Origin of the sequence: Streptomyces sp. NPDC051452 (genome assembly GCF_044454765.1) — a bacterium.
Taxonomy (GTDB): domain Bacteria; phylum Actinomycetota; class Actinomycetes; order Streptomycetales; family Streptomycetaceae; genus Streptomyces.
This window is the reverse complement of sequence record NZ_JBITEB010000004.1, coordinates 1-26,212: the sequence shown is the minus strand read 5'-3', so window position 1 is coordinate 26,212 and position 26,212 is coordinate 1. Positions and strand designations below refer to the sequence as shown.

The following is a 26,212-nucleotide window of genomic DNA, read 5'->3' as shown; positions in this document are numbered from 1 at the left end:
CGAAGATCATGGGGCAGTCGGGTGACAGCCGACTACGAGGTTATACGCCCTGACTGACAGAGCTCATATTGAAATCGGGGACCCGCAGCGCGGGCATCGCGGCCCGGGTGAACCAGTCGCTCCATTCCCGCGGCAGCGTCTTCTCGGTCCGCCCGGCCTGCGTGGCGCGGCCCAGCAGATCCACCGGCGACTCGTTGAACCGGAAGTTGTTCACCTGGCCGGTCACCTCGCCGTCCTCTACCAGATAGACGCCGTCCCGGGTCAGCCCCGTGAGCAGCAGCGTCGCGGGGTCCACCTCGCGGATGTACCACAGGCAGGTCAGCAGCAGCCCGCGCCGGGTGTCCGCGACCATCTCCTCCAGGGAGCGGTCGTCCCCGCCGTCCAGGATCAGATTGCCGAGCGCCGGCGCGACCGGCAGTCCGGTCAGGTCCGCGCTGTGCCGGGTGGTCGTCAGGTGCTTGAGCACGCCCTCGCCCATCCAGTCGGTGGGCCGGGCCGGCAGTCCGTTGTCGAAGACCGACTGGTCGCCGCCCGAGGAGTGCGCGATCACGAAGGGCGAGCACTCCAGACCGGGCTCGTTCGGGTCGCTGCGCAGGGTCAGCGGCAGCTCGGTGAGCCTGTCGCCGACCCGCGTGCCCCCGCCCGGCCGGGAGAAGACCGTCCGCCCCTCGGCCGCGTCCCGGCCCGAGGCCGACCACAGCTGGTAGATCAGCAGGTCGGCGACCGCGGTCGGCGGGAGCAGCGTCTCGTACCGTCCCGCGGGCAGCTCCACGCGCCGCTCGGCCCAGCCCAGCCGTACGGCCAGCTCGGCGTCGAGCGCCCCCGGATCGACGTCCTTGAAGTCCCGCGTGGAGCGGCCGGCCCACGCCGAGCGCGTACCGTCCGGGGACTTGGCGTTCAGCTCCAGCGTCCCGGTCGGCTGGTCGTGGCGCAGCCGCAGCCCCGTGGACGTGCCCAGATAGGTCGAGACCAGTTCGTGGTTGGCGAACCCGTACAGCTCCCGTTCGCCCGCACGCGCGCGGGCGAACGAATCGCCGAGCGCCGGGGCGAAGTCGGCGAACACCGCCGAGGAGGTCTCGGCGGGCGCGTCCGTGAAGTCCGGGGACCGCGGCACACCGGAGACCAGGGGCCGCGCGTCCTCGGCGGGGCCGGCCCCGCGCGCGGCCGCCTCGGCGGCCCGCACCAGCGGCTCCAGCTCGTCGGCGGTGACCGCGGAGCGCGAGACGACACCGGAGGCGGTGCCCTCCTTGCCGTCCACGGTCGCGATCACGGTGAGGGTACGGCCGCGGGTCACGCCGTTCGTGGTGAGCGCGTTGCGGGCCCAGCGCAGGTTGGCGGTGGAGTGCTCGTCGGCGATGACGACACAGCCGTCGGCCCGGGACAGCGCGAGGGCCTGCTCGACGACCTCGTGCGGCTTGTTGGTGCGGGCGCTCATCGACCGGCCTCCTGCGTGGTGTTGAGGATGTTGACGCCCTTGAACAGGGCCGAGGGGCATCCGTGTGAGACGGCGGCGACCTGCCCGGGCTGGGCCTTGCCGCAGTTGAACGCGCCGCCCAGGACATAGGTCTGGGGACCGCCCACGGCCGCCATGGACCCCCAGAAGTCGGTGGTCGTCGCCTGGTAGGCGACGTCCTTCAGCTGGCCGGTGATCCGCCCGTTCTCGATCCGGAAGAAGCGCTGCCCGGTGAACTGGAAGTTGTAGCGCTGCATGTCGATCGACCAGGACCGGTCGCCGACCACGTAGATCCCCCGGTCGACCCCGCCGATCAGGTCCTCCGTGGACAGCCCCGCCGGATCCGGCAGCAGCGAGACGTTGGCCATCCGCTGCACCGGCACGTGCCCGGGGGAGTCGGCGTACGCGCACCCGTTGGACCGCTCGAACCCGGTCAGCCGGGCGATCCGCCGGTCCAGCTGGTAGCCCACCAGCGTGCCGTCCTTCACCAGGTCCCAGGACTGCGCCTGGACGCCCTCGTCGTCGTAGCCGATGGTGGCCAGGCCGTGCTCGGCGGTGCGGTCGCCGGTGACGTTCATCCGCTCCGAGCCGTAGCGCAACCTGCCCAGCTGGTCGAAGGTGGCGAAGGAGGTGCCGGCGTAGGCGGCCTCGTAGCCGAGGGCGCGGTCCAGCTCGGTGGCGTGGCCGATCGACTCGTGGATGGTCAGCCACAGATTGGACGGGTCGACCACCAGGTCGTACAGGCCCGGCTCCACGCTCGGCGCGCGCATCTTCTCGGCCAGCAGCTCCGGGATCCGCTCCAGTTCGCCGTCCCAGTCCCAGCCGGTCCCCTGCAGGTACTCCCAGCCGCGGCCGACCGGTGGCGCGATGGTGCGCATCGAGTCGAACTCGCCGCTGGACCCGTCCACCGACACGGCCGTCAGTTGCGGATGCAGCCGCACCCGCTGCTGGGTCGTCACGGTCCCGGCGGTGTCCGCGTAGAACTTGTTCTCGTGCACCGTGAGCAGCGAGGCGTCCACGTGGTCGACGCCGTTCGCGGCCAGCAGCCGGGCGCTCCAGTCCGCCAGCAGCGCCGACTTCTCCTCGTCCGGCACCGAGAACGGGTCGATCTCGTACGACGAGACCCACGTCCGGTCGGCGTGCACCGGCTCGTCGGCCAGCTCCACCCTCCCCCACTGCCCGAAGGGCGTGGGAGACGCCCCCACGTCCGACCCGGCCGCCTTGATCACCTGGGCGGACAGCTTGGCCATCGCCACCGCCTGCGAGGCGACCCGCGCGGCGGCGTCCATGGTCAGATCCACCCCGGACGCGAAGCCCCACGCACCGTCGTGCACGACCCGCACCGCGTACCCGAGGTCGGTGGTGTCCGACGACCCGGCGGGCCTGGCGTCCCTGAGCCGCCAGGACGCGCTGCGCACCCGCTCGAACCGGAAGTCCGCGTGCTCGGCCCCCAGCGCACGCGCGCGGGCGAGCGCGGCGTCGGCGAGGGCCCGTAGGGGAAGCGCCGTGAAGGCTTCGTCGATGGAATGAGGCACCGAGGTCTCCCTGCTGTCGTGGCCTGTAGCGTCCGATCATGTCGCGGGAGCGGCCCGGCGGACCACACCTTTCCCTGCCGGACCGGGCCCTTTCTGTAGGGACCCGACAGCGACGCTCCCGCGCCACTGTCGGTGCCCGATTGCCCGCGGCAGCGGCTCGACCGATAGGTTTTCGATGAACCCGCCTGTCACCCTGCTGTTCGGGCGGGTCGTCCGACCGCATCAGACCGCAATCGAAAGGGTGATCCGTTGAGCCGCTCGGTTCTCGTCACCGGAGGCAACCGGGGCATCGGCCTCGCCATCGCCCGCGCGTTCGCCGACGCCGGCGACAAGGTCGCGATCACGTACCGCTCGGGTGAGCCGCCGGCCGGCTTCCTCGCCGTCAAGTGCGACATCACCGACCCGGAGCAGGTGGAGCAGGCCTACAAGGAGATCGAGGACCAGCACGGCCCGGTCGAGGTCCTGATCGCCAACGCCGGTGTCACCAAGGACCAGCTCCTGATGCGCATGTCCGAGGAGGACTTCACCTCGGTCATCGACACCAACCTCACGGGCACCTTCCGCGTCGTCAAGCGCGCCAACCGCGGCATGCTGCGGGCCAAGAAGGGCCGCGTCATCCTCATCTCGTCGGTGGTCGGCCTGCTCGGCTCCGCGGGACAGGCGAACTACGCCGCCTCCAAGGCCGCCCTGGTCGGCTTCGCGCGCTCCCTCGCCCGTGAGCTGGGCTCGCGCAACCTCACCTTCAACGTCGTCGCGCCCGGCTTCGTCGACACCGACATGACCAAGGCGCTCACCGACGAGCAGCGCGGGAACATCGTGTCGCAGGTGCCGCTCGGCCGGTACGCGCAGCCGGAGGAGGTCGCCGCGGCGGTGCGGTTCCTCGCCTCTGACGACGCCTCGTACATCACTGGAGCCGTCATTCCTGTTGACGGCGGACTGGGAATGGGTCACTGATCACCATGAGCGGAATTCTCGAGGGCAAGCGCATCCTGGTCACGGGTGTGCTGATGGAGTCCTCCATCGCCTTCCACGTCGCCAAGCTCGCCCAGGAGCAGGGTGCCGAGATCATCCTGACCGCTTTCCCGCGGCCGACGCTGACCGAGCGCATCGCCAAGAAGCTGCCGAAGCCGACCAAGGTCATCGAGCTGGACGTGACGAACGAGGAGCACCTCGCGCGGCTGGCCGACGTCGTCGGCGAGGAGCTGGGCGGCCTCGACGGCATCGTCCACTCCATCGGCTTCGCCCCGCAGGACGCCCTCGGCGGCAACTTCCTCAACACGCCGTTCGAGTCGGTGGCCACCGCCATGCACGTCTCGGCGTTCTCGCTGAAGTCGCTGACCATGGCCTGCCTGCCGCTGATGCAGAACGGCGGCTCGGTCGTCGGCCTCACCTTCGACGCCTCGTTCGCCTGGCCGCAGTACGACTGGATGGGCCCGGCCAAGGCCGCCCTGGAGGCCACCAGCCGCTACATGGCGCGTGACCTCGGCAAGCAGAACATCCGCTGCAACCTGGTCTCGGCGGGCCCGATCGGCTCCATGGCCGCCAAGTCCATCCCGGGCTTCGGCGAGCTGGCCTCGGTGTGGGACAGCCGCGCCCCGCTGGAGTGGGACCTGAAGGACCCGGAGCCGGCCGGCAAGGGCGTCGTCGCCCTGCTGAGCGACTGGTTCCCGAAGACCACGGGCGAGATCATCCACGTCGACGGTGGTCTGCACGCCATCGGCGCCTGACCGCCACCACGGCTTCGACCTGCGGCGAAGGCCCGCGCCCCCTCGGGGACGCGGGCCTTCGCCGTCATCGGGGCGGCCGCGCTGCTGTCACCCGTTCGGCTCACCGGCCGGGCCGCCGCCGCCCCGACGGCGGATCCTGGACTCACCTTCCCCCCACGACCTCACCCCAGGACTCTCACCGCGCGATTTCCCTCCGCAGCCCGGCCGAGGAGGTCCCCTTGTGCGCCTGTTCCGCAGCCTGGCCCCGCTGACGCTGGCCGTGGCCCTCGTGCTCTCGCTGCCGTACGACGCGATGTCGCACCCGCGCGCGGGTGACGGAAAACCCCCCGCGCCGAACCTGTTCGGCGCCGCGTGCCGCACGACCGTGAGCGGCTCCCACGTGGTGGCCTACTGCCACAATCCCTATGTCGACACGGACCGTGTCCGACTGCACATCGAGTGCGCCCGCTGGTGGGACATCGACACCGACACGGACCCGGTGGACGCCGGGGCCGCCATGACCGTACGGCTCACCGGCCGGTGCTGGAGCGACGTCGCATCGGCCTGGATCAGCCACCAGAGGGAACGCTGAACCGGTCCGGCCGGCACAGGAACGGATAGCTCGCGGCCTCGGCCGCCGCCGCCTGCGCGTCCCCCGCGCGGATCGCCTCCACCAGCCGGGTGTGGTCCATGTGCGTCTCCGGCGTCAGTTCGGCGCCGACATCCGCGCGCAGCCAGTCCCGCAGCACTTCCCCCAGGTCCGCGTACATGGCCACCATGACGTCGTTGTGCGAGGCCGCCACGACGGCCAGGTGGAAGGTCGCGTCGGCCGTCACGAAGGCCTCCGCCTCCCCGGCGCGCCACGCCTCCTCACGCCGCGCCAGCAGCGTGTCCAGCTGCCTGAGGTCCCGCTCGGTGCGCCGCTCGGCGGCCAGCTTCGCCGCCGCCGACTCCAGGGTGGAACGCAGCTCCGCGATGTGCCGGGGATCGGCGTCGGCGAAGCGGCGGTGCATCACACCGGCCAGTTCGCTCGTCGCCACCACATAGGTGCCGGAACCCTGGCGGATGTCCAGCAGCCCGTTGTGCGCGAGCGCGCGGACCGCCTCGCGGACGGTGTTGCGGGCGACACCGAGCTGCTCGACCAGTTCCGGCTCGGTCGGAATGCGCGAGCCGACCGGCCACTCACCGGCGGTGATCTGGTTGCGCAGTTCGGAGATGACCTGTTCGGACAGCGCCGACCGGCGCGGGTGGCTCAGGGGCATGGCACACCTTCGCACGACGAGCGGAAGCGGAAGCACCGCGGGAATGGACAACCAATCATCCCATGATTCTATGATGGGCCTCATGGTGAGCGAGGAAACACGGACAACGGCAACCCGGACGGGGGACGCCGGGGGCGCCCGGACCGCGGATGCCCCTACGGCGATGTCACCCGGCGAACACGGCACGGCCGTCGCGGCGAGCGCGACCGGGCCGACCTCCGGCGCGGGTCGCCCGCGCGCGTGGGCGGTACGGCTGGTCGTCGTCGGCATCGTGCTGTCCGCGCTCAACCTCCGCCCGGCCATCACCAGCCTCGGCGCCCTGCTGGAGGAGGTCCGCGACGGACTCGGCATGAGCGGCAGCGTGGCCGGCCTGCTCACCTCCGTGCCCCCGCTGTGCTTCGCCGTCTTCGGCGTCACCGCGCCCCGCCTGGCCCGCCGGTTCGGCCCGGCCGCCGTGGTGTGCGCCGGCATGGCCGCGATCGCCACGGGACTGGTGATACGTCCGTTCGTCGGCGGTACGGCCGGATTCCTGGCCGGCAGCGCTCTGGCCCTCATGGGCATCGCCGTCAGCAACGTCCTGATGCCCGTCATCGTCAAGCGCTGGTTCCCCGACCGGGTCGGCTCCATGACCGGCCTGTACTCGATGTCCCTCGCCCTCGGCACCTCCCTCGCCGCCGCGGTGACCGTCCCGCTGACCGACGCGATGGGCGGCAGCTGGCGGTCGGGCCTCGCCGTCTGGGCGATCATCGCCGCGGCCGCCGTCCTGCCCTGGCTGCCGCTGGTGCGCCACCGGGGCCCGGCCACCGCGCCGCGGCCGGAGCGGACTTCCACCGCGGCGCCCGCGGCGGCGGAACAGCAGGCCACCCTGCGCATCACCCGCAGTCGCACCGCGTGGGCACTGGCCGTCTTCTTCGGCCTGCAGGCCACCGCCGCCTACATCACCATGGGCTGGATGCCGCAGATCTTCCGGGACGCCGGAGTCCCGGCGAGCACCGCGGGCGTGCTGCTCGCGGTCACCATGGCGATGGGCGTGCCGCTGGCCTTCGTCATCCCCAGGGTCGCCACTCGGCTTCCCCACCAGGGGCCGATCGTCCTCGTACTGGGCGTCTGCGGCCTCGCCGGTTACGCCGGTCTCTACTTCGCGCCGGCCGGCGGCGCCTGGGCCTGGGCCCTGCTGCTGGGCGTGTCCAACTGCGCGTTCCCGCTGGCGCTCACGATGGTCGGCATGCGGGCGCGCAGCGGCCCGGGCGTGGCCCAGCTGTCCGCGTTCGCGCAGAGCACCGGCTATCTGATCTCCATCCCCGGCCCGCTGCTGGTCGGCGTGCTCTACCAGCAGAGCGGCGGCTGGGGGCTGCCGATCGCCCTCATGGCGGCCCTGATGCTGCCCCAGCTGGCCGTGGGTTACCTGGCGGGCCGCGACCGCACCGTGGAGGACGAGGCGGCCACCGCCTGAGCGATCGTCCGGCACAGGGGCGCCGCCTGGTGCGCGGGCCGTCCGGCATACGGGGGGATCGGCCGACGGATCGATAGGCCGACCGGTCGACCCCGGCGCGGTCCACCGGACGAGGGGTGCGAAACTGGGCACATGGAGCCTGTCCTCGACCCGAACCCCAAGAACGGCCAGAAGAAGATGCTGCTCGTCTTCGGCTCGTTCTTCGCCATCTTCGTGATCATCGCCGTCATCGCGACCATCGCGTCCCCGTGACGGCCGCCCCGCGGGTGGATGGTGGGGCTGGCCCCACCATCCCCTAGGGGGCCAGGGTCAGGGTCAACTGGGTGGACTTCCGGATGGGTTGGCGGCCCCCGACTCCGTAACTTCGAGATGTGACCGCACGAGGCGGTCACGGACCCGCTCGAAGACCTCGGAGGCGATCATGTCCGCCCGCACCCCCTCCCGGCCCCACCCGGCGACCACGGGCGGCGTCGATCTCCGGCTGCCCTGGTGGGCCCTCGCCCTGCCCGCGCTCGCCTTCACCGTGCTGCTCGCGCTGATACTCAATCCGTCGGACGCCCACGCGGCCGGTGGCGATCCGGCGATAGCCCACCTCTTCGAGCACGCCCAGCATCTGGTCACCCGCTGACACCCGGTCGCCTCGCTCGGTGAATCCGCATGTCAACTCCCTGCGCCGCCTGGCCTGTTTCATGCGAAGCTGGAACGCATGAGCGCCGCAGAACCTCGCAGTGTCGTCCTCTTCCGGCATGCGAAAGCAGACTGGCCCCAGGTGTCCGACCATGAGCGTCCGCTCGCCGAGAGGGGCCGCAAGGACGCCGCGGTCGCCGGACGCAGGCTGGCCGACACCGGCATCACCTTCGACCTGGCCCTGTGCTCCACCGCGGTCCGGACCCGCGAGACCTGGAAGCTCGCCGTCCATGAACTGGCGCACCGGCCGAAGACCGTCTACGAGGAGCGGGTCTACGAGGCCTCGCCCGGCGAGCTGATCGCCGTGCTCAACGAGATCCCGGACGACGTGCGGAACGTGATCATGATCGGCCACAACCCGGGCGTGCACGGCTTGGCCGACATCCTGGCCGGCGCCGCCGAGGGCGACGCCCGCGACCGGATGAACCGCCGGGGCTTCCCGGCGGCGGCTTTCGCCCTGCTGTCCTTCGAGGGCCCCTGGAAGGGACTGGAACCGGGCGTGGCCACGCTCAGCGACTACTGGGCTCCCGCAGAGTGACCTGCCCGTAGCGACCTGCCCCTGATGACCTGCCTGTGAGGCGGTCGCCGTGGGGCGCGGTGCGGTGGCCGTGCGGCGTTACGGTGGCGTCGGCGGCGGTGGCCGCCGGGAACAGGAGGGCGGGCAGCGGGCGGGGCGCCGGCCTCGCACGGCCTTACCCGGGGCCCGGGCGGACCGGTCCGGGCCCTCCGGGCCCGGGACCCACTCGTCCCGCTCAGGCTCGTCCCGCTCAGGCTCGTCCCGCTCAGTCCTCGTCGTGTGTGTCGGCCGCCTCGACCTCTTCACGGGTGATGCCGAGCAGATACAGGACCGTGTCGAGGAAGGGGAAGTTCACCGCCGTGTGCGCCGCCTCGCGGACCACCGGCTTGGCGTTGAAGGCGACGCCCAGCCCCGCCGCGTTCAGCATGTCCAGATCGTTGGCGCCGTCGCCGATCGCCACCGTCTGTACCAGCGGCACCCCCGCCTCCGCGGCGAACCGGCGCAGCAGTCGCGCCTTGCCCGCGCGGTCCACGATCTCCCCGGTGACCCGTCCCGTCAGCTTGCCGTCGACGATCTCCAGCGTGTTGGCCTGGGCGAAGTCGAGCCCCAGCCGCTCCTTGAGATCGTCCGTGACCTGGGTGAAGCCACCGGAGACGACCCCCACCTGGTAGCCGAGCCGCTTCAGGGTGCGGATCAGGGTGCGGGCGCCCGGGGTCAGCCGGACCTCTTCGCGTACCTTCTCCACCACCGAGACGTCCAGCCCCTTCAGCAGCGCCACGCGCGCGTGCAGCGACTGCTCGAAGTCCAGCTCACCGCGCATCGCCGACGCCGTCACCTCGGCGACCTCGTCCTCGCAGCCGGCGTGCGCCGCGAACAGTTCGATGACCTCGTCCTGGATGAGCGTGGAGTCCACGTCCATGACCACCAGCCGCTGGGCGCGCCGGTGCAGGCCCGCCGCGACGACCGCGATGTCGACACCCAGTGCCGCCGCGTCCAGGGCCAGCGCCGTGCGCAGCGGCTCGGTCTCCACCCCGGAGACCGCGAACTCCACGGCGGTCACCGGGTACTTGGCCAGCCGGAAGATGCGGTCGATGTTGCCGCCGGCCTTCGCGATGCGGGCGGCGATGGCGGCCGTCGACTCGGCGGTCAACGGATGGCCGAGAACGGTGACCAGGGACCGTCCGAGGCCACGCGGCCGGTTGTCACCGCGTCCCGAGATGATCTCCGCCTGTATCTTCATCGACTCGGCCCAGCTGTGCACGGTGGACCGCAGGTCGCCCTCCAACCCGGCCGCCGGCGGTGTGACCAGTGCGCACAGCACCAGGCGGCCCCGGGTGACGACCTGCTCGATATCGACCACGTCGACGGAGTAGGCGGCGAGGGTGTCGAAGAGGCCGGCCGTGATGCCCGGCCTGTCCTTGCCGAAAATCTTGACGAGGAGAGTGGGGACCTCGGAGGTCTGCGAAGCGCTCATGGTGTCACCACCGTATCCGGCACCCAGTGCCTGCCGCCGTGGAGGTCCGTCTGACGGACACGGAACAATGGGTGTCGGGCCGGTGTCGGGGATCTTGCCGCCTGAAGACGGCGCGAACACCGGCGCGCGCTGCCCCCGGTTCCACCACGACTCTGCCACGGGACGCCCCGGCGAGCAGGTCGAGGGACTACGGGTTCGACAGGCGCCCGCCGCCCCGGCGGCCCCCTCCTTCACTCACGCCTTCACTCACGCGTCGGGTTGACCGGCGGAGGGGGAGGCGGGGGAGGGGGCGGCGGCCACCCGGAGCCACCGTCCGGACCCGGCGGGCGGCCACGCGATCGCCGGGTGCGGCGGCCTGGGGGCGGCGGGGGAGCGGGGTCGAGTTGCCCGGCGATGGTGGGGGCGTCGTACACGGCGTCGCCGTCCGGGCGAGGAGGCGCGTCCCGCACCTCCTCGGGCACCCGGAGATAGGGGTTGGTCCCGGGGTTGGGCGGCCGGTACGACGCCCTCGACGCATACGGCCCGACACCCCGATCCCCGGCCGCACCACCCGGGGCATCATTCCGGCCGGGATCCCGGGCACCCTCACCGTCCGGCCCCCCTCCAACCCCGGCGCGTCCCGGTCCGCCGGCCCCCGGGGCGTCGCCGTACGCCCGGCCCCCGCCACCCCCGGCGCCTGCCCGCTCGCCGTACCCGGCACCCTCTGCCGCCCCGGCCGTCCACGGCACCGTCGTTCCCGCGGCACCTGCCCCACCAGCCCAGGCCACCGGCCCCGCCACCCCGGCCGCCGGTGGCCCCGCCACCCCGGTCACCGATGACCGCGCCACCCCGGTCGCCCGCGCCCCCACCGCTCCTCGCGCCCCCGCCGCCCATGCTCCCGTCGCTCCCGCCCCCGCTCCCCAGGCCGCGCCCAGGAGGAGTGCCGTGCCGAGGTGGGCGTGCAGGGTGAGACCGGCGGCGGAGGTGTCGATGCCGAGGACGGACAGGGAGGCGTCCACGGACACGTCCGTCAGCCAGGCGAGCAGGGGCAGGGCGAGCGCGGTGGCGACCCCCAGTCGCAGCGCGCACCGGCCGGCCAGGCGCGGGACGCTGTCGGCGGCCCGGGTCGCGGGCGTGCGCACCGCGGTCAGCACGCCCGCCAGCAGCATCGTGACCACGGCCGCCACCGCCAGCAGCCATACCCGCCCGTCCAGTCCGGCCATCCGGCCCAGCGTCACCGGCCGGTCGGACGGCGTGCCGAGGAGCTGGTCCACGGGATGGGGCAGGACGTCGACGAGAACACCGGTGGCGCGGCCGTCCCAGGGGACGAACAGGCCGAGCGGGAGACCGAGCCAGGTCCCGTTCGGCGCGCCGAGCAGCGCGGCGCCCGCGATCCGGCGTGGGTGGTCGTCGCCGGCCGCCGCGTACACCGCGGCCGCCGCCCCGGCCGCCACGGTCAGCAGCACGACCGTGACGAGCGCGGAGACAGCCGGCCGGACCGCCCGGTGTACGACGGCCCAGCCCGGCGGCAGGGGGGCGCGGCGGCCGGCGAGCAGCGCGATCACCAGGACTCCGGCGCACCAGCCGAGTCCGCCGAGCAGCGTGGCCGGGGTGTCCACGGTGAATCCGACCGCCGCCTTGGCGTCGATCAGGTCGCCGATCCGGTGCGGCAGCAGGCCGCCCACCTCACCGAGGCCCGGGAGGCTCAGGCCGCCGCCCCCCTTGCCGCCCGCGCCGGGCACCGCGTCCATGCCGAGCGCGCCGCCGTCGATGGTGATGACGTCGTGCCCCGCCCAGGCGAGACCGCCCAGCATCGCCACGAACAGCACCGTCACCGTGCCCGCCCGCGCGAGGAGTTCGGCGGACGCGACGACAACTCCGGCCCGGCGCAGGGACCGTAGGAAGACCCAGGACAGCAGCAGGGCACCGGCCAGGCTCACCCCGAGTGGCGTGATCTGGAGGGCGGTGTGGGCCTCGGCCCCCTTGAGGCCGAACGCCGTCACATCGCCCGACGGCGTCACCGAACCACCGGCAGCGAGCGCCACGACTGCCGCCGTCATGGGCCCAAGTGAGCCCGAGGCGTCGGCCCGCAGCAGGTGCAGACCGAGCGCGGCGACCGCCGCCATCCCGATCAACGCCCAGCTCACCGCGGCCATCGCCGACAACAGGATGTCCGTCCAGGGCAACCTCGTACCGTGTCGGGCGGTGTCGACGCCCGTGGCAGCGCTCATGGCAGACCCCCCGATCCGCGGCGCGGCCGTCACCACCGCGCTTGTCCCCTCTCGCGGGGGTTACCACTGTCCTGCCCGGTTTCAACCGCGTCAACGGGGCGAGTCGGAGCGCGCGCGGGCGAAGTTGGCAAGGCCCGGGTTTCGGTCAGAGGGCCGAGCCTGAAATAGTTCCCCACGATGTTCGACATCCCTAGACTCCCTGCGATGGGGGAAATTCGGGGGACAACTCAGTGGGGCATGGAGTGCCGGAACTCGTACTGGAATCAAATGGACGTACCTGGACGCTCGATCCGTCCAGGCCTTACACCTTGGGCCGCGATCCGCAGGGGGACGTCGTCTTCGACGACGCAAGGGTCTCCTGGCGGCACGCCACCGTCAGCTTCAACGGCCGCGGTTGGGTCATCGAGGACCACGGCAGCACCAACGGCACGTTCGAACAGGGCCGCCGGATCCAGCAGATGGAGATCGGACCCGGTTCATCGCTGCACCTCGGCAACGCGACGGACGGGCCGCGGCTGAACCTCTCCGCGGCCGCCGCGCCGTACGCGGCCCAGGGGGCCGGCGCTCCCGCCTGGGCGCAGCAGCAGGCCGCGACTCAGCCGCCGCCCGTACACCAGCAGCCCGCCGCCCAGCAGCCGCCGCAGCCCGGCTGGCAGCAGGCGGAGCAGCCGCGGCAGGCGCCCGCGTTCCCGCAGCAGGCCGGCCCCGGTGATCCGTACGCGCAGCACACCCCCGGTGGTGACGAGGGGGCGCAGCCGGCCCACGGCGACCGCAGCCCGACCACGTTCCACCAGTTCTCGCTCGGGCGTGTGATGCGTATCGGCCGTGCCCTGGAGAACGAGCTGGTCGTCTCCGACCTGCAGGTCTCCCGCAACCACGCCGAGTTCCACGCCACGCCCGACGGCCGCTTCGAGATCCGCGACCTCGGCTCGCACAACGGCACCTACGTCAACGGTCAGCCGATCGCCAAGGGCGGCTCGGCGCTGCTCGGCCCGAGCGACATCGTCGGCGTGGGCCACTCCACCTTCCGGATCGTCGGCGACCGCCTCGAGGAGTTCGTCGACACCGGTGAGGTCTCCTTCTCCGCGCGTCATCTGACCGTCACGGTCGACGGCGGCAAGCAGATCCTGCGGGACGTCTCCTTCGGCGTCCCGGAGAAGTCGCTGATCGCGGTCATCGGCCCGTCCGGATCCGGCAAGTCGACGCTGCTCAAGGCGCTCACCGGCTACCGGCCCGCCAACGAGGGCGAGGTGCTGTACGACAACCGGAACCTGTACAAGCAGTTCGCCGAGCTGCGCCAGCGCATAGGCCTGGTCCCGCAGGACGACATCCTGCACAAGGAGCTGACCGTCAAGAAGGCCCTGAAGTACGCGGCCAAGCTGCGCTTCCCGGCCGACACCACCGGTCAGGAGCGCGACGCCCGGATCGACGAGGTGCTGCGCGAGCTGAAGCTGGACGTGCACAAGGACAAGAAGGTCACGTCCCTCTCCGGTGGCCAGCGCAAGCGGGTCTCGGTGGCCCTGGAGCTGCTCACCAAGCCGTCGCTGATCTTCCTGGACGAGCCGACCTCGGGCCTCGATCCGGGGATGGACCGTGACGTCATGCAGCTGCTGCGCGGTCTCGCCGACGACGGCCGTACGGTCCTGGTGGTGACCCACTCGGTGGCCGAGCTGGCGCTGTGCGACAAGCTGCTGGTGATGGCACCGGGCGGTGCGGTGGCCTACTTCGGGCCGCCGGAGGAGGCGCTGAACTTCTTCGGTTACGACAGCTGGGCCGACGTCTTCTCCGCCTTCGAGAACTACCGCGACTACGACTGGGCCGGCCGCTGGAAGGGCTCGCAGCACTACCAGATGTACGCCGCGGACATCGACGCGGTCGCCCCGCAGTCCGTACACATGCCGCCGCCGCAGGCGATCAGGCCGCCCAAGCCGCAGGGCTGGGGGTCGCAGCTGCTGACCCTGATCCGGCGCTATGTGTCGGTCATCGTCTCGGACAAGGGCTTCCTGGCGCTGACGGTGATCCTGCCCGCGGTCCTCGGCGCGGTCAGTCTGCTGATCGACAGCGACAAGGGCCTGCTGGTGAATCCGGCGGTCAATCCGAGGACCGGCCTCCACGTCCCGAACGGCACGGCCACCACCGTGCTGCTGATCCTCGCCGTCGGCGCCTGCTTCGCGGGTGCCGCGAACTCGGTCCGCGAGCTGATCAAGGAACGGGTCATCTACGAGCGGGAGCGCGCGACCGGCCTGTCCCGCTCGGCGTATCTGATGTCCAAGGTGGTCGTGCTCGGCGCCGTCACGGTGCTGCAGGGCCTGCTGGTGGGGCTGATCGGCTTCGCCAGCCGGGAGATCCCCGGCGAGGGGCTCGTCCTGGGCGGCTCGACCCTGTTCGAGCTGTGCCTGCCGATCATGGCGCTCGGCTTCACCTCGATGATGTTCGGCCTGGTGATCTCCTCGCTGGTGAAGACCGCGGAGAAGACCATGCCGCTGCTGGTGATGTTCGCGATCATCCAGGTCGTCTTCACCGGCTGTCTGTTCACCCTGCACGGCACGCTCGGTGTGAACGAGTTCTCGTATCTGATGCCGTCCCGCTGGGCGGTGGCCGCGGCCGGCACCACGCTGGATCTCAACAAGATCGCGCCCAACACCGACGATCCGACGAGCACCGATCCGCTGTGGGACCACACGGCCTCGGCCTGGACCGTGGACATGCTCGCGCTGATCGCGCTCGGTGTGGTCTGCGGCTTCCTCGTGGCCCGTTTCCTGCGCCGGCACGAGCCGGAGGTCATGCGGAAGTAGCCGCACTCCGCGCGCGTGGCCGCGCCTGGACGTCGCGAAGGGCGGCACCCCGAGAGGTGCCGCCCTTCCGCGCTGCTCAGAGGTCCGCGCCGACCTCAGTACGCGCTGTTGACGTTGTCGATCGAGCCGTACTTGTCGGCCGCGTAGTTGGCGGCGGCGGTGATGTTGGCGACCGGGTCGTAGATGTTCCACGACGTGCCGGTGACGTGGTACGCGGCGAAGGTCGGCGGGATGACCTGCAGCAGACCCTTCGACGGGATGCCGTTGACGGCGTTGACGTCCCAGTCGTTGATGGCCTTCGGGTTGCCGGAGGACTCACGCATGATGTTCTTGTGCAGGCCGTGGTAGCTGCCCGGGATGCCCTTGGACTTCATGATGTCCAGGGCCTGGCGGATCCAGCCGTCCAGGTTGTTCGTGTAGGTCTTCGCGGCGACCGGCTGCATCGGCGTCCGCTGGGCGGAACGGCTCGCGGCGGCCTTGGCGGCGCGCTCCTGCGCGGCCTTCTTGACCGCGGCGTCGATGGCGGCCTTCTTCGCGGCGGCCTCGTCGGCGGCCTTCTTCTGGGCCGCGAAGGTGTCGAGCTTGACGCTCTGCGTGGCGAGCTGGTCGGTGACCGTGCCCTTGACGTTGTGCAGCGCGGTGCTGGTGGCGACCTGGGCGGTCGTGGCCGGGGCGCCGGTGGTGACCGTCTGGGCGCTGCTGGGAACGGCCGAGAAGGCGATGGCGGCGGTGCCGAGGGCGGCGACGCCGGCGACGGCGACCTTGTGCTGCTTGGTCAGGCGACTATGAGCTCGGTTGAAGATGTTCTTAGGCATGGCGTTGGACCTCTTCTGTAGCGCGGAGGTCGCTCCTACGTCCGCCGGGGGCATCTCGGTTCCTCCCACACGAACGCCGCGGGCCGTAAACCCACGGCGCTGAGCGACGAGAGCAATTCTTAGCGGCCGCAAAATGCCGTGGCAAAGGTGTGACGTACGATCCCCGGTAGTGGATCAGGGAAGGGCAAAACGGGACAGACTGGGCTGTCTGCCCCGTTCATATGGGGCTGTTTATCTCCTATGCCCTTTCGTACGTGATGTGCGCCCTATGCGCGGGCTCACATCGAGCACACGCCGATCTCACAGCGAGTTGCCATCGCAATGCTCTATGTGAGGGCCCTCCTCCTGGCGGACGAGGTGGACGTCGCCGAACTCGTGCCACAGGTAGAGCCCCGCCCCGCCTCGTCGTAGACAGGCCCACCGCCGGCCGCCCGGCGACCGCCTCCGGCATCAGCGGATCCGAGGCCTCGGGCGTGCAGCCCAGTAAGTAACCCGTCCGCGCCGGTGCTGCCGCACACTTGGGCGGCTCACCGGCTCCACCACCCGTCCGCCCGGTGAAGGGCCGCGCCGCGCCCGGCATCCCCGCGCTGACCGCCCCCGCCCGTGCTCCCGCAGCACGGGAAGCTCTCACCTGACGCCCACGCCCACCACAACCGCTCCCCGCCCGCCCTCGGTGCCCCTCCGGCACCAGCCGGTCCCTGCCTCGCACCCACACCTCTGTCCTCGCGCGCCCCGCACGCGCGCGTAGCACCCCGTCCGTCCGGACCCCTCGGCTCCGCCCCCATCGCCCGTCGTCCCCGCGCGTGGGCAAGTGCACCACCACGCGCTCGTGCGGGCCGGGGACGAGGGACCTAGACCACCCGGCCTAGGCCCAGCGGACCGGCCCCGGCCACCACAGGGCCGATCCGCCCTGTCAGTGCCCGCCGGTACCGTGAGGAACATGAGTCAAGGCCCCCGGTCCGGCCTCGCGGCGGTCAGCTCCGCTCTGCTGGCCATGAGCAGGCACCTGGAGGTGCGCGACGTCCTCAAGACGATCGTCGCCTCCGCCCGCGAACTGCTCGACGCGCGCTACGCCGCCCTGGGCGTGCCCGACGACCACGGCGGCTTCGCCCAGTTCGTCGTGGACGGCGTCAGCGACGCCCAGTGGAAGGCGATCGGCCCGCTGCCCCGCCAGCACGGCATCCTCGCCGCGATGCTGCGGGACGCCCGGCCCGAACGCCTCGCCGACGTGCGCGAGGACCCCCGCTTCGAGGGCTGGCCGGACGCCCACCCCGACCTGGTCGACTTCCTGGGACTGCCCATCCGCGACGGCGACGAGGTCCTCGGCGCGCTGTTCCTGGCCAACAAGGTGCGCCCCGGGCACGGACACCCCGAGGACTCCGGGACGGACGGCGGCTGCGGCTTCACACAAGAGGACGAGGAACTGCTCGCCACCCTCGCCCAGCACGCCGCCATCGCGCTCACCAACGCCCGCCTGTACGAGCGCAGCCGCGAACTGACCATCGCCGAGGAACGCTCCCGCCTCGCCCACGAACTGCACGACGCCGTCAGCCAGAAGCTCTTCTCCCTGCGCCTGACCGCCCAGGCGGCGGCCGCGCTCGTCGACCGCGACCCCGCCCGCGCCAAGGACGAACTGCACCAGGTCGCCGTGCTCGCCGCCGAGGCCGCCGACGAACTGCGCGCCGCCGTCGTGGAGTTGCGGCCCGCCGCCCTGGACGAGGACGGGCTGATCGCCACCCTGCGCACCCACACCCGCGTCCTGGACCGTGCCCACAACGCGCGCGTGACCTTCACCGGCGACGGCTTCCGCGCCCTGCCCGCCGCCCAGGAGGAGGCCCTCCTGCGGGTCGCCCAGGAAGCCCTGCACAACGCCCTGCGCCACTCGGGCGCCGCTCATGTCGACGTGAGTGTCGAGCGGCGCGGGCGCGGGGCCGTGCTGCGCGTCACCGACGACGGCGGCGGCTTCGATCCCGGTGCGGTCCGCCGGGCCGGACGCCACCTGGGCCTGGTCTCCATGCGGGACCGGGCGAGCGGGGCCGGCGGCGCCCTGACCGTGGAATCGGCGCCCGGGAAGGGCACCACGATCGAGATGGAGGTCCCCGGTGGGTGAGACGATCAAGGTGCTCCTGGTCGACGACCACCAGGTCGTCCGCCGGGGACTGCGCACCTTCCTGGAGGTGCAGGACGACATCGAGGTCGTCGGCGAGGCCGCCGACGGCGCCGAAGGGGTCGCCCGGGCCGAGGAACTGCGGCCCGACGTCGTCCTCATGGACGTCAAGATGCCGGGCACCGACGGCATCGAGGCCCTGCGCAAGCTCCGGGAACTCGCCAACCCCGCGCGCGTGCTGATCGTCACCAGCTTCACGGAGCAGCGCACGGTCGTCCCGGCGCTGCGCGCGGGCGCCGCCGGGTACGTCTACAAGGACATCGACCCCGACGCCCTCGCCGGTGCCATCCGCTCCGTGCACGCCGGGCACGTCCTGCTCCAGCCCGAGGTCGCCGGCGCCCTGCTCTCCCAGGAGGAGCCCGGCACCGGCCAGGGCAGAGGGGGATCGCTCACCGAGCGGGAGCGCCAGGTACTGGGCCTGATCGCGGACGGCCGCTCCAACCGGGAGATAGCCCGGGCCCTCGTCCTGTCCGAGAAGACCGTCAAGACGCACGTCTCCAACATCCTGATGAAGCTCGACCTCGCCGACCGCACCCAGGCCGCCCTCTGGGCCGTACGCCACGGCATGACCAGCTGAAACGCCCTCGCCAGAGGATCACGCACGGCTATCCGGGGGTATCGCTCCGGACCGGGATTCATACCGTCGTGGGAATGTCACCCGGATGGCGCATCCTCCGGCGATCTCCGCCGTTCTCCAGTGCGTGCCGCGGAGAACCGCCGTGGTGAACGTCCAGGAGGGGTTGAAAGTGCAGAACCTGAAGAAGGCAGCGGCCGTGACGATGGTGGCGGGTGGCCTGGTGGCCGCCGGAGCGGGCATGGCCTCCGCCGCGAACGGTGCCTGGGCCGCCGGCGAGGCCCACGGCTCCCCGGGCGTCGTCTCGGGGAACGTCGTCCAGGCCCCGGTGCACGTGCCGGTGAACGCGGTCGGCAACAGCGTGAGCGTCATCGGCGTGCTGAACCCGGCGTTCGGCAACCTCGGCCTCAACCACTGAGGCCGCGCCGACGACGACCCCAGGCCTTCCGGGTTCCCGGAAGGCCTGTCCGGCTGTCACCACGGCGGCGGCGCCGGTAGGTGACAAGGCGTCATATACGGCCCGGCCGGCCAGGAGCGACGCACGGCGACACGACCGCCCCCGACTGACGGGCCGGACCGGGCGACGCTCCTCGCAGACAGCGCCGACGGGGACGGCCGCCGGGCGGTCACCGGAAGACGGCGAGGCGACGGCAAGCGCGCTCCGCAGGCGCCCCCGACGGCACGGCGCCTCCGGGACGACGGCGAGGCGACGGCCGGCCGGGACGCCCCGAGGAGACCGCGACGACGGAAGCACTCCAGGCGCGGCCCGTCCGGTGCGCTCCTATCCGGTGCGCTCCCGTCCGGCGGGCCTCCGTCCGGGGGCCGCGGCGAGCCCGACGCTCAGCGCGCTCCCCGCTCCCGTTCCTCCACGATCGCGTTGTAGGCCGCCACCTGCGCACGCCGGGCCGTCCGCTCCACCGGCCGCAGCGCCGCCCCCCGCGCCGCCATCTCGGAAGCGCTCACCGCGCCCCCGGGACCATGGGCGGACGCCAGCGACACCAGCAACCCCACCCGCTGAGCCAGCTCCAACACCCGCACAGCGCGCGGTGGATAACCGGGCGCCAGCGCCTCCCGTCCGCGCTCCGCCCGCGCCCGGTACGCGTCGATCGCCGCATCCGCCACCGGACCCGATCCGGCGACATCCAGCTTCGCCAGCACCTCGGTCGCCTCCCGCAGCGCCTCCGCCAGCTCCCGCTCCGCCTCGCCCAGCGAGGGCACGTCGGCCGGCGGCGCCTCTCGCACAGGCAGCACGCGCCAGACCACCTCGGCATGCACATCGCCCTCGGGCCCCGCCTCGTACACCTCCGGCACCAGCCCGAACGCGGCGCCGTGACAGACCACCGCCTCCCCCGCCTCCAGGGCCCGCGCGTTGAACTCCGGTGGCCCGCTCAGCCCCAGCGGATGACCGGACGCCGGCAGCGCGACCCGCAGACCGCTCACTCCGAGCGCCCGCAACCGGCCCAGCGCGAGCGTGAGCCCGACCGGCGCGGTCTCCCCGGGCAGCCCCTCGACCCTGTGCACCGTGTCCTCGCCCACAATGGCGAGCGCGGCGTCGTCCGGAGAGGCAAATCCGGCCAATAGGGCATTTCCCCAAGCGGCAAGGCGTCCTGAACGTGGTTCCGAGAGCATGCCCCCACCCTAAGGACAGGACCGATGGAATGGGGCGGGGCACTCGTGGCGTAGATTTCATATGGGCTGCGCCCGCAGGCGCGGCGGACCGAGCCACAGGCGTACGCGACAGCCGAGACCGGCCACACTGCAAGGGGAGACAACGCGCTCATGAGCGATGTTCTGGAGCTTCAGGACGTATCCGTGGTCCGCGAGGGCCGGGCTCTGGTGGACCAGGTCTCCTGGTCGGTGAAGGAGGGCGAACGCTGGGTCATCCTCGGCCCGAACGGCGCCGGCAAGACCACCCTCCTGAACGTCGCCTCCAGCTACCTCTACCCCAGCAAGGGCACCGCCACCATCCTCGGCGAGACCCTCGGCAAGCCCGGCACCGACGTCTTCGAGCTGCGCCCCCGCGTCGGCATGGCCGGCATCGCCCTCGCCGACAAGCTCCCCAAGCGCCAGAGCGTCCTGCAGACCGTCCTCACCGCCGCCTACGGCATGACCGCCGGCTGGCAGGAGGAGTACGAGGACGTAGACGAGCAGCGGGCCCGCGCCTTCCTCGACCGCCTCGGCATGAGCGACTACCTCGACCGGAAGTTCGGCACCCTCTCCGAGGGCGAGCGCAAGCGCACCCTGATCGCCCGCGCCCTGATGACCGACCCCGAGCTGCTCCTCCTCGACGAGCCCGCCGCCGGCCTCGACCTCGGCGGCCGCGAGGACCTCGTCCGCCGGCTCGGCCGCCTCGCCCGCGACCCCATCGCCCCCTCGATGATCATGGTCACGCACCACGTCGAGGAGATCGCCCCCGGCTTCACCCACGTCCTCATGATCCGCCAGGGCAAGGTCCTCGCCGCGGGCCCCATCGAGCTGGAACTGTCCTCCCGCAACCTCTCCCTCTGCTTCGGTCTCCCGCTCGTCGTCGAGCGGGTCGGCGACCGCTGGACCGCCCAGGGCCTGCCCCTGTCCTGACCCCGGCCGGTATCCGCCGCCGATCGGTCCGCTCCCGCCCCGCCCCCTTCGCGCCCTGTCCGCCGCCCGGTCCCGGTCCTACCATGACCACGTGAACGACATAGACGCATGGGTCTGGTGGCTCGTCGGCGCGGCGGCGCTCGGAATCCCGCTCGTGGTCACCGCGATGCCGGAGTTCGGCATGCTCGCGGTGGGAGCCGTCGCCGCCGCGGTCACCGCGGGCCTCGGCTTCGACACCGTGCCCCAGGTACTCGTGTTCGTCGCCGTCTCCGTCGCCCTCATCGCCGTGGTCCGGCCCATCGCGGCCCGCCACAGCAGACAGCGGCCCCAACACGCCACCGGCATCGACGCCTTGAAGGGTAAACAGGCCGTCGTGCTCGAACGGGTCGACGGCTCGGGCGGCCGTATCAAGCTCGCCGGGGAGATGTGGTCGGCCCGCGCCCTCGACGGCGGCCGGGCCTACGAAGTGGGCCAGGAGGTGGACGTCGTGGACATCGAAGGAGCCACCGCGATCGTCATCTGAGGCATCCGGCCACGCGCCGGGCGACGGTCTGTCAGACTCGACCAGCAAGATCTTCGGCATCCGCGAGATCTGCCGAAGGTGCCGAGGCGGAGAGGGGTACGGGGAACACGATGGAACCGGTCATCATCGTCCTGGTCATTCTGGTGGTGTTGGTCTTCATCGCCCTGATCAAGACCATCCAGGTCATCCCACAGGCCAGCGCCGCCATCGTCGAGCGCTTCGGCCGCTACACACGCACCCTCAACGCGGGCCTGAACATCGTGGTCCCGTTCATAGACACCATCCGCAACCGCATCGACCTGCGCGAACAGGTCGTACCGTTCCCGCCCCAGCCGGTGATCACCCAGGACAACCTGGTCGTGAACATCGACACCGTCATCTACTACCAGGTGACCGACGCGCGGGCCGCCACCTACGAGGTCGCCAGCTACATCCAGGCGATCGAGCAGCTCACCGTCACCACACTGCGCAACATCATCGGCGGCATGGACCTCGAACGGACCCTGACCTCCCGCGAGGAGATCAACGCGGCCCTGCGCGGCGTCCTCGACGAGGCCACCGGCAAGTGGGGCATCCGCGTCAACCGCGTCGAGCTCAAGGCCATCGAACCGCCCACCTCCATCCAGGACTCGATGGAGAAGCAGATGCGCGCCGACCGTGACAAGCGCGCCGCGATCCTCACCGCCGAAGGTACGCGGCAGGCGGCCATCCTCACCGCGGAGGGCGAGAAGCAGTCGCAGATCCTGCGCGCCGAGGGTGAGGCCAAGGCGGCCGCCCTGCGCGCAGAGGGCGAGGCCCAGGCCGTCCGCACCGTCTTCGAGGCCATCCACGCCGGCGACCCGGACCAGAAGCTCCTGTCCTACCAGTACCTGCAGATGCTCCCCAAGATCGCCGAAGGCGACGCCAACAAGCTCTGGATCGTCCCCAGCGAGATCGGCGACGCCCTCAAGGGCCTGTCCGGCGCCATGGGCAACTTCGGCCCCTTCGGCGGCGGTGGCCAGGGCAACGGCTCAGGTTCGGTCCCGCCCCAGAGCAAGGGCGCCACGGAACGCCGGGAGCGGCCCGACATCGACTGACGGCGCCCGGACCACGCCGGGGTCCTCTCCGCGCCCTCCCGGGGCGCGGAGAACCGCGCGGACAACCATGGACGACCACGAACGACCGGACGGAACAACCGGTGACTGGCGGCATCGTCCGAACCGCGCGCGACAGGACCGTCAGGCCGCTTCCCCGGCGAGCCACTCGGGAAGCGCGGCGAAGTCCTCCGTCCCCAGGGACAGCAGCATCGCGTCCGCGGGCGTCGGCTCGAAGGGCTCCCTCAGCATCGCCATCCCGGCCTCCTCCGGAGTCCGGTTCGCCTTGCGGTGATTGTCCTCCGCGCACGCGGCGACGGTGTTCAACCAGGTGTCCTGACCGCCCTGCGACCGCGGCAGCACATGGTCCACCGTCGTGGCCCTGCGCCCGCAGTACGCGCACCGGTGCCGATCCCGGACCAGCACCCCCCGCCTCGACCAGGGCGCTTGTCTTCGGAACGGCACTCTCACATAGCGGCACAGCCTGATCACCCGGGGCGCGGGTATGTCCACATCCGCGCCGCGCATACGCAGTTCGGCGTGGGCCTGCTCCACGACGGCCTTGTCCTGAAGCACCAGAACGACGGCGCGGTTGAGAGTCACCGTCGACAGCGGCTCGAAGCTCGCGTTCAGAACCAGCGTGTCCCGCATCCAGCCCACCTCCCGTGTGCACCTGCCCACCCCCCGGCGGGCCCGGATCAACTCTGGACGGGCGGGCCGGGATGGACAACGCAATAAAAAATGCCCGCCTCCGATCACTTCCAAGACCGGAGGCGGGCAAACCTTGCGTGAACGCTCGGCTGAGTCGGCGCGCCGTCAGCCCTCGGCGGCGATCTCGTACTCCCCGACGAGCTGGGCGCGCGCGATCGTGTGGAACCGCAGGTTGAAGCCCACGACGGCCGGAGAGGCGTCCGCGTCCGGGCCGAGCTTCTCCTGGTCCACCGCGTACACCGTGAAGACGTAACGGTGCGGGCCGTCGCCGGGCGGGGGAGCGGCACCCCCGAAGTCCTTCGACCCGTAGTCGTTCCGCGCGTGCACAGCGCCCTCGGGCAGCCCCTCGAACTTGCCGCCGCCCGCACCCGCCGGCAACTCCGTCACCGAGGCCGGGATGTCGAACAGCACCCAGTGCCAGAACCCGCTGCCGGTCGGCGCGTCGGGGTCGTAGCAGGTCACGGCGAAACTCTTGGTCTCCGCGGGGAAACCCGTCCACCGAAGCTGCGGCGAGGTGTCGCCCTCGGACTTGACCTGGTCGGCCTTGAGCGTCGCACCCTCCTCGATGTCCTCGCTCGTCACCGTGAACGACGGCACGGGCGGATGGAAGTCGTGGGGCAGCGGCCGCCGCTTGAGCTCGGTCACCTCGGTACCTCCTGCGTCGAAGACGTGAATCAGCGGTTCCCGAGCCTAGAACCAGTTGCGCTTGCTGCCGACCTCGGACAGCCACTGGTTGAGGTAAGCCGCCCAGTCGGTCCCCTGCCAGTCGTTCAGACCCACCTGGAACGACCGGAAGGTGTCCGAACCCTCGCTGAAGAGCCCCGCCTTCTTGTCCATCTCCAGGACGACGTCCATGGCGTGCTCGTCGGCGACGAAGCTCAGCTCGACCTGGTTCAGACCCCGGTACTGCGACGGCGGGAAGAACTCGATCTCCTGGTAGAAGGGCAGCCGCTGCCGGGTACCGCGGATGTGGCCGCGCTCCATGTCCGCGCTCTTGAACCGGAAGCCCAGCTGGATGAAGGCGTCCAGGATCGCCTTCTGCGCCGGCATCGGGTGCACGTTGACCGGGTCGAGGTCGCCGGAGTCGATGGCCCGCGCGATCGCGAGCTCCGTGGTCACACCGATGTGCATACCGCGCAGGGACTGCCCGTCGATCATGGTGATCGGCGTCTCCCAGGGGATCTCGAGCCCGAACGGCACCGCGTGCACGGCGCCCGCCGCCAGCTCGAAGGCACCGCCGAGCCGCACCTTGGTGAACTCGATGTCCTGCTTGTACTCCTCGTCGCCGCTCTCCACCTCGACCTTGGCCTGCAGACCCACCGACAGGCCCTCGATGTCCTGGTTCACGGACCCGCCCTGGATCCGCACCTCGCCCTGGACGACGCCACCCGGCACGACGTTGACCTCGGTGAGCACCGTCTCGACCGAGGCACCACCGGCCCCGAGGCTCGCGAGCAGCTTCTTGAACGCCATTGACTCTCCCTTGACGATTGGACCCTCGACCCGTACCAACGCGATCCGTCCCCGGCCGGTTCCGCGGGGACGGTGCCCCGTCTGGACTACCCTCGGACGGCATGATCGCGCCCCCGGACCGTACGCCACTGCCCCGCGAGTTCTTCGACCGACCGGTCCTCGAGGTAGCGCCCGACCTCCTGGGGCGCGTCCTGGTCCGGACGACACCCGACGGCCCCATCGCGCTCCGCCTCACAGAGGTGGAGGCGTACGACGGCGCGAAAGACCCCGGCTCGCACGCCTACCGTGGCCCGACGGCCCGGAACGCGGTGATGTTCGGGCCGCCCGGACATGTGTACGTCTACTTCACCTATGGCATGTGGCACTGCATGAACCTCGTCTGCGGTCCGGAGGGCCGGGCGAGCGCCGTCCTGCTCCGCGCCGGAGAGGTCGTGGAGGGCGTCGAACTCGCCCGCAAACGACGGATTTCGGCCCGCAATGACAAGGAACTGGCCAAGGGGCCCGCCCGTCTGGCCACGGCTCTGGAGGTCGACCGGGCCCTGGACGGCACCGACGCCTGCGGCTCCGACGAGACCCCCTTGCGGATACTGACGGGCACGGCCATCCCCTCCGACCAGGTCCTGAGCGGTCCACGCACCGGCGTCGCCGGCGAAGGCGGCAGCGGCGACCTGCATCCCTGGCGCTTCTGGGTGGCCGGCGACCCGACCGTGAGCCCCTACCGGGCCCATGTGCCGCGGCGCCGACGAAGTTGACGCGCCCGTGGAAGGTGCGTAATGTATCCGGAGCCGCTGAACCGGGTACGGCGATCGCCTGCAGCCGGAGCGGCCAACCCACTACCTAGCTCAACCCCTTCACCGGGGTCGATTTCGGCGCGCCCGCGCGCTCGAATTCGAACTCGCGAGACTCGATTATGAGTCGCCGGGGGAATCGGCTAACGTAGTGAATGTCGAAAGGCCGACAGGCGAAAGTCCAAAGCCCCAGACAATCCCGCCGACCGGGAATCGGACGCCGAAAGGGTCTGATAGAGTCGGAACCGCCGGAAAGGGAAACGCGAAAGCGGGAACCTGGAAAGCACCGAGGAAATCGGATCGAGAAAAGATCTGATAGAGTCGGAAACACCGAAGGGAAGCCCGGAGGAAAGCCCGAGAGGGTGAGTACAAAGGAAGCGACCGTTCCTTGAGAACTCAACAGCGTGCCAAAAATCAAC

25 protein-coding genes are annotated in these 26,212 nt (G+C 71.4%); 15 read left to right on the top strand and 10 right to left on the bottom strand.

Going from position 1 to position 26,212, the window contains the following annotated elements:
• Positions 1-40: 40 nt before the first annotated feature.
• Positions 41-1,435 (bottom strand): metallopeptidase TldD-related protein, encoded by a 1,395-nt coding sequence (locus tag ACIBA9_RS12330; RefSeq protein ID WP_399362167.1) that lies wholly within the window; start codon positions 1,433-1,435, stop codon positions 41-43.
• Entirely contained in the window at positions 1,432-2,988 is a 1,557-nt protein-coding gene (locus tag ACIBA9_RS12325) for a TldD/PmbA family protein (protein ID WP_399362165.1), read from the bottom strand. The genes ACIBA9_RS12330 and ACIBA9_RS12325 overlap by 4 nt, the downstream gene beginning before the upstream one ends.
• 249 nt (positions 2,989-3,237) lie before the next feature.
• On the opposite strand from ACIBA9_RS12325, the gene fabG reads away from it, so the two are divergent.
• The 3 genes from fabG to ACIBA9_RS12310 all read left to right on the top strand — a co-directional run bounded on the left by fabG (position 3,238) and on the right by ACIBA9_RS12310 (position 5,286).
• Complete coding sequence (gene fabG / locus ACIBA9_RS12320; protein ID WP_362165109.1) at positions 3,238-3,942, top strand: 3-oxoacyl-[acyl-carrier-protein] reductase; 705 nt, start codon at positions 3,238-3,240, stop codon at positions 3,940-3,942.
• Between the two features lie 5 nt (positions 3,943-3,947).
• On the top strand, positions 3,948-4,715 hold the full coding sequence (gene fabI / locus ACIBA9_RS12315) for an enoyl-ACP reductase FabI (RefSeq protein WP_399362163.1): 768 nt from the start codon (positions 3,948-3,950) through the stop codon (positions 4,713-4,715).
• A gap of 220 nt (positions 4,716-4,935) precedes the next feature.
• Positions 4,936-5,286, top strand: a complete 351-nt coding sequence (locus ACIBA9_RS12310; protein WP_393900856.1) for a hypothetical protein — start codon at positions 4,936-4,938, stop codon at positions 5,284-5,286.
• On the opposite strand, the gene ACIBA9_RS12305 is transcribed toward ACIBA9_RS12310, so the two are convergent.
• Positions 5,264-5,956, bottom strand: a complete 693-nt coding sequence (locus ACIBA9_RS12305; RefSeq protein ID WP_362165117.1) for a FadR/GntR family transcriptional regulator — start codon at positions 5,954-5,956, stop codon at positions 5,264-5,266. The two genes, ACIBA9_RS12310 and ACIBA9_RS12305, sit on opposite strands and share 23 nt — an antisense overlap.
• Before the next feature lie 163 nt (positions 5,957-6,119).
• Between ACIBA9_RS12305 and ACIBA9_RS12300 the strand changes: the two genes are divergently transcribed.
• The 4 genes from ACIBA9_RS12300 (at position 6,120) to ACIBA9_RS12285 (ending at position 8,634) form a co-directional block, all read left to right on the top strand.
• Complete coding sequence (locus ACIBA9_RS12300) at positions 6,120-7,409, top strand: CynX/NimT family MFS transporter (protein WP_399362160.1); 1,290 nt, start codon at positions 6,120-6,122, stop codon at positions 7,407-7,409.
• 132 nt (positions 7,410-7,541) lie between these two features.
• The gene (locus ACIBA9_RS12295; protein ID WP_362165122.1) at positions 7,542-7,661 is read left to right on the top strand and encodes an SGM_5486 family transporter-associated protein; all 120 of its coding nucleotides are present in this window, start codon (positions 7,542-7,544) and stop codon (positions 7,659-7,661) included.
• Positions 7,662-7,830: 169 nt separating this feature from the next.
• The gene (locus tag ACIBA9_RS12290; RefSeq protein WP_399362158.1) at positions 7,831-8,037 is read left to right on the top strand and encodes a hypothetical protein; all 207 of its coding nucleotides are present in this window, start codon (positions 7,831-7,833) and stop codon (positions 8,035-8,037) included.
• A 78-nt stretch (positions 8,038-8,115) separates the two neighbouring features.
• Positions 8,116-8,634 (top strand): SixA phosphatase family protein, encoded by a 519-nt coding sequence (locus ACIBA9_RS12285; RefSeq protein WP_399362156.1) that lies wholly within the window; start codon positions 8,116-8,118, stop codon positions 8,632-8,634.
• A 244-nt stretch (positions 8,635-8,878) separates the two neighbouring features.
• On the opposite strand, the gene serB is transcribed toward ACIBA9_RS12285, so the two are convergent.
• On the bottom strand, positions 8,879-10,087 hold the full coding sequence (gene serB / locus ACIBA9_RS12280) for a phosphoserine phosphatase SerB (RefSeq protein WP_362165129.1): 1,209 nt from the start codon (positions 10,085-10,087) through the stop codon (positions 8,879-8,881).
• A 242-nt stretch (positions 10,088-10,329) separates the two neighbouring features.
• Positions 10,330-12,297 (bottom strand): streptophobe family protein, encoded by a 1,968-nt coding sequence (locus ACIBA9_RS12275; protein WP_399362154.1) that lies wholly within the window; start codon positions 12,295-12,297, stop codon positions 10,330-10,332.
• Between the two features lie 242 nt (positions 12,298-12,539).
• On the opposite strand from ACIBA9_RS12275, the gene ACIBA9_RS12270 reads away from it, so the two are divergent.
• Entirely contained in the window at positions 12,540-15,092 is a 2,553-nt protein-coding gene (locus ACIBA9_RS12270; protein WP_399362152.1) for an FHA domain-containing protein, read from the top strand.
• A 95-nt stretch (positions 15,093-15,187) separates the two neighbouring features.
• Here ACIBA9_RS12270 and ACIBA9_RS12265 read toward each other — a convergent pair whose 3' ends face one another.
• Positions 15,188-15,907: a transglycosylase SLT domain-containing protein gene (locus ACIBA9_RS12265; protein ID WP_399362150.1), complete on the bottom strand. Its 720-nt coding sequence runs from the start codon at positions 15,905-15,907 to the stop codon at positions 15,188-15,190.
• A 940-nt stretch (positions 15,908-16,847) separates the two neighbouring features.
• Between ACIBA9_RS12265 and ACIBA9_RS12260 the strand changes: the two genes are divergently transcribed.
• From ACIBA9_RS12260 to ACIBA9_RS12250, 3 genes are all read left to right on the top strand, one after another.
• A complete protein-coding gene (locus tag ACIBA9_RS12260) occupies positions 16,848-18,017 on the top strand; it encodes a GAF domain-containing sensor histidine kinase (RefSeq protein ID WP_399362148.1) in 1,170 nt (389 codons plus the stop codon).
• Positions 18,010-18,651 carry a response regulator gene (locus ACIBA9_RS12255; RefSeq protein WP_399362146.1) on the top strand — a complete coding sequence of 214 codons (642 nt, stop codon included), beginning with the start codon at positions 18,010-18,012 and terminating at the stop codon, positions 18,649-18,651. The genes ACIBA9_RS12260 and ACIBA9_RS12255 overlap by 8 nt, the downstream gene beginning before the upstream one ends.
• A 169-nt stretch (positions 18,652-18,820) precedes the next feature.
• On the top strand, positions 18,821-19,066 hold the full coding sequence (locus ACIBA9_RS12250; protein WP_362165163.1) for a chaplin: 246 nt from the start codon (positions 18,821-18,823) through the stop codon (positions 19,064-19,066).
• 422 nt (positions 19,067-19,488) lie between these two features.
• On the opposite strand, the gene ACIBA9_RS12245 is transcribed toward ACIBA9_RS12250, so the two are convergent.
• Entirely contained in the window at positions 19,489-20,277 is a 789-nt protein-coding gene (locus ACIBA9_RS12245; protein WP_399362143.1) for a hypothetical protein, read from the bottom strand.
• 150 nt (positions 20,278-20,427) lie between these two features.
• Here ACIBA9_RS12245 and ACIBA9_RS12240 point away from each other — a divergent pair, with 150 nt between their 5' ends.
• The 3 genes from ACIBA9_RS12240 (at position 20,428) to ACIBA9_RS12230 (ending at position 22,824) form a co-directional block, all read left to right on the top strand.
• The gene (locus ACIBA9_RS12240; protein ID WP_362165143.1) at positions 20,428-21,225 is read left to right on the top strand and encodes an ABC transporter ATP-binding protein; all 798 of its coding nucleotides are present in this window, start codon (positions 20,428-20,430) and stop codon (positions 21,223-21,225) included.
• 91 nt (positions 21,226-21,316) lie between these two features.
• Positions 21,317-21,748 carry an NfeD family protein gene (locus ACIBA9_RS12235; RefSeq protein ID WP_399362141.1) on the top strand — a complete coding sequence of 144 codons (432 nt, stop codon included), beginning with the start codon at positions 21,317-21,319 and terminating at the stop codon, positions 21,746-21,748.
• Between the two features lie 110 nt (positions 21,749-21,858).
• A complete protein-coding gene (locus ACIBA9_RS12230; RefSeq protein ID WP_399362139.1) occupies positions 21,859-22,824 on the top strand; it encodes an SPFH domain-containing protein in 966 nt (321 codons plus the stop codon).
• Between the two features lie 141 nt (positions 22,825-22,965).
• Here the strand turns inward: ACIBA9_RS12230 and ACIBA9_RS12225 are convergent, their stop codons facing one another.
• The 3 genes from ACIBA9_RS12225 to ACIBA9_RS12215 all read right to left on the bottom strand — a co-directional run bounded on the left by ACIBA9_RS12225 (position 22,966) and on the right by ACIBA9_RS12215 (position 25,005).
• A complete protein-coding gene (locus ACIBA9_RS12225; protein WP_393900867.1) occupies positions 22,966-23,472 on the bottom strand; it encodes an HNH endonuclease in 507 nt (168 codons plus the stop codon).
• 165 nt (positions 23,473-23,637) lie between these two features.
• Positions 23,638-24,177, bottom strand: a complete 540-nt coding sequence (locus ACIBA9_RS12220; protein WP_399362136.1) for a YbhB/YbcL family Raf kinase inhibitor-like protein — start codon at positions 24,175-24,177, stop codon at positions 23,638-23,640.
• Between the two features lie 45 nt (positions 24,178-24,222).
• On the bottom strand, positions 24,223-25,005 hold the full coding sequence (locus tag ACIBA9_RS12215; protein WP_362165156.1) for a sporulation protein: 783 nt from the start codon (positions 25,003-25,005) through the stop codon (positions 24,223-24,225).
• Positions 25,006-25,106: 101 nt separating this feature from the next.
• Here ACIBA9_RS12215 and ACIBA9_RS12210 point away from each other — a divergent pair, with 101 nt between their 5' ends.
• Positions 25,107-25,757: a DNA-3-methyladenine glycosylase gene (locus ACIBA9_RS12210; RefSeq protein WP_399362134.1), complete on the top strand. Its 651-nt coding sequence runs from the start codon at positions 25,107-25,109 to the stop codon at positions 25,755-25,757.
• Positions 25,758-26,212 lie beyond the last annotated feature (455 nt).

Bases quoted from the DNA above. Each gene is read 5' to 3' on its own strand.
- ACIBA9_RS12330 (WP_399362167.1), bottom strand. From the start codon at position 1,435: ATGAGCGCCCGCACCAACAAGCCGCACGAGGTCGTCGAGCAGGCCCTC.
- fabI (WP_399362163.1), top strand. From the start codon at position 3,948: ATGAGCGGAATTCTCGAGGGCAAGCGCATCCTGGTCACGGGTGTGCTG.
- ACIBA9_RS12305 (WP_362165117.1), bottom strand. From the start codon at position 5,956: ATGCCCCTGAGCCACCCGCGCCGGTCGGCGCTGTCCGAACAGGTCATC.
- ACIBA9_RS12300 (WP_399362160.1), top strand. From the start codon at position 6,120: ATGTCACCCGGCGAACACGGCACGGCCGTCGCGGCGAGCGCGACCGGG.
- ACIBA9_RS12295 (WP_362165122.1), top strand. From the start codon at position 7,542: ATGGAGCCTGTCCTCGACCCGAACCCCAAGAACGGCCAGAAGAAGATG.
- ACIBA9_RS12290 (WP_399362158.1), top strand. From the start codon at position 7,831: ATGTCCGCCCGCACCCCCTCCCGGCCCCACCCGGCGACCACGGGCGGC.
- ACIBA9_RS12285 (WP_399362156.1), top strand. From the start codon at position 8,116: ATGAGCGCCGCAGAACCTCGCAGTGTCGTCCTCTTCCGGCATGCGAAA.
- serB (WP_362165129.1), bottom strand. From the start codon at position 10,087: ATGAGCGCTTCGCAGACCTCCGAGGTCCCCACTCTCCTCGTCAAGATT.
- ACIBA9_RS12275 (WP_399362154.1), bottom strand. From the start codon at position 12,297: ATGAGCGCTGCCACGGGCGTCGACACCGCCCGACACGGTACGAGGTTG.
- ACIBA9_RS12265 (WP_399362150.1), bottom strand. From the start codon at position 15,907: ATGCCTAAGAACATCTTCAACCGAGCTCATAGTCGCCTGACCAAGCAG.
- ACIBA9_RS12260 (WP_399362148.1), top strand. From the start codon at position 16,848: ATGAGTCAAGGCCCCCGGTCCGGCCTCGCGGCGGTCAGCTCCGCTCTG.
- ACIBA9_RS12245 (WP_399362143.1), bottom strand. From the start codon at position 20,277: ATGCTCTCGGAACCACGTTCAGGACGCCTTGCCGCTTGGGGAAATGCC.
- ACIBA9_RS12240 (WP_362165143.1), top strand. From the start codon at position 20,428: ATGAGCGATGTTCTGGAGCTTCAGGACGTATCCGTGGTCCGCGAGGGC.
- ACIBA9_RS12230 (WP_399362139.1), top strand. From the start codon at position 21,859: ATGGAACCGGTCATCATCGTCCTGGTCATTCTGGTGGTGTTGGTCTTC.
- ACIBA9_RS12225 (WP_393900867.1), bottom strand. From the start codon at position 23,472: ATGCGGGACACGCTGGTTCTGAACGCGAGCTTCGAGCCGCTGTCGACG.
- ACIBA9_RS12215 (WP_362165156.1), bottom strand. From the start codon at position 25,005: ATGGCGTTCAAGAAGCTGCTCGCGAGCCTCGGGGCCGGTGGTGCCTCG.
- ACIBA9_RS12210 (WP_399362134.1), top strand. From the start codon at position 25,107: ATGATCGCGCCCCCGGACCGTACGCCACTGCCCCGCGAGTTCTTCGAC.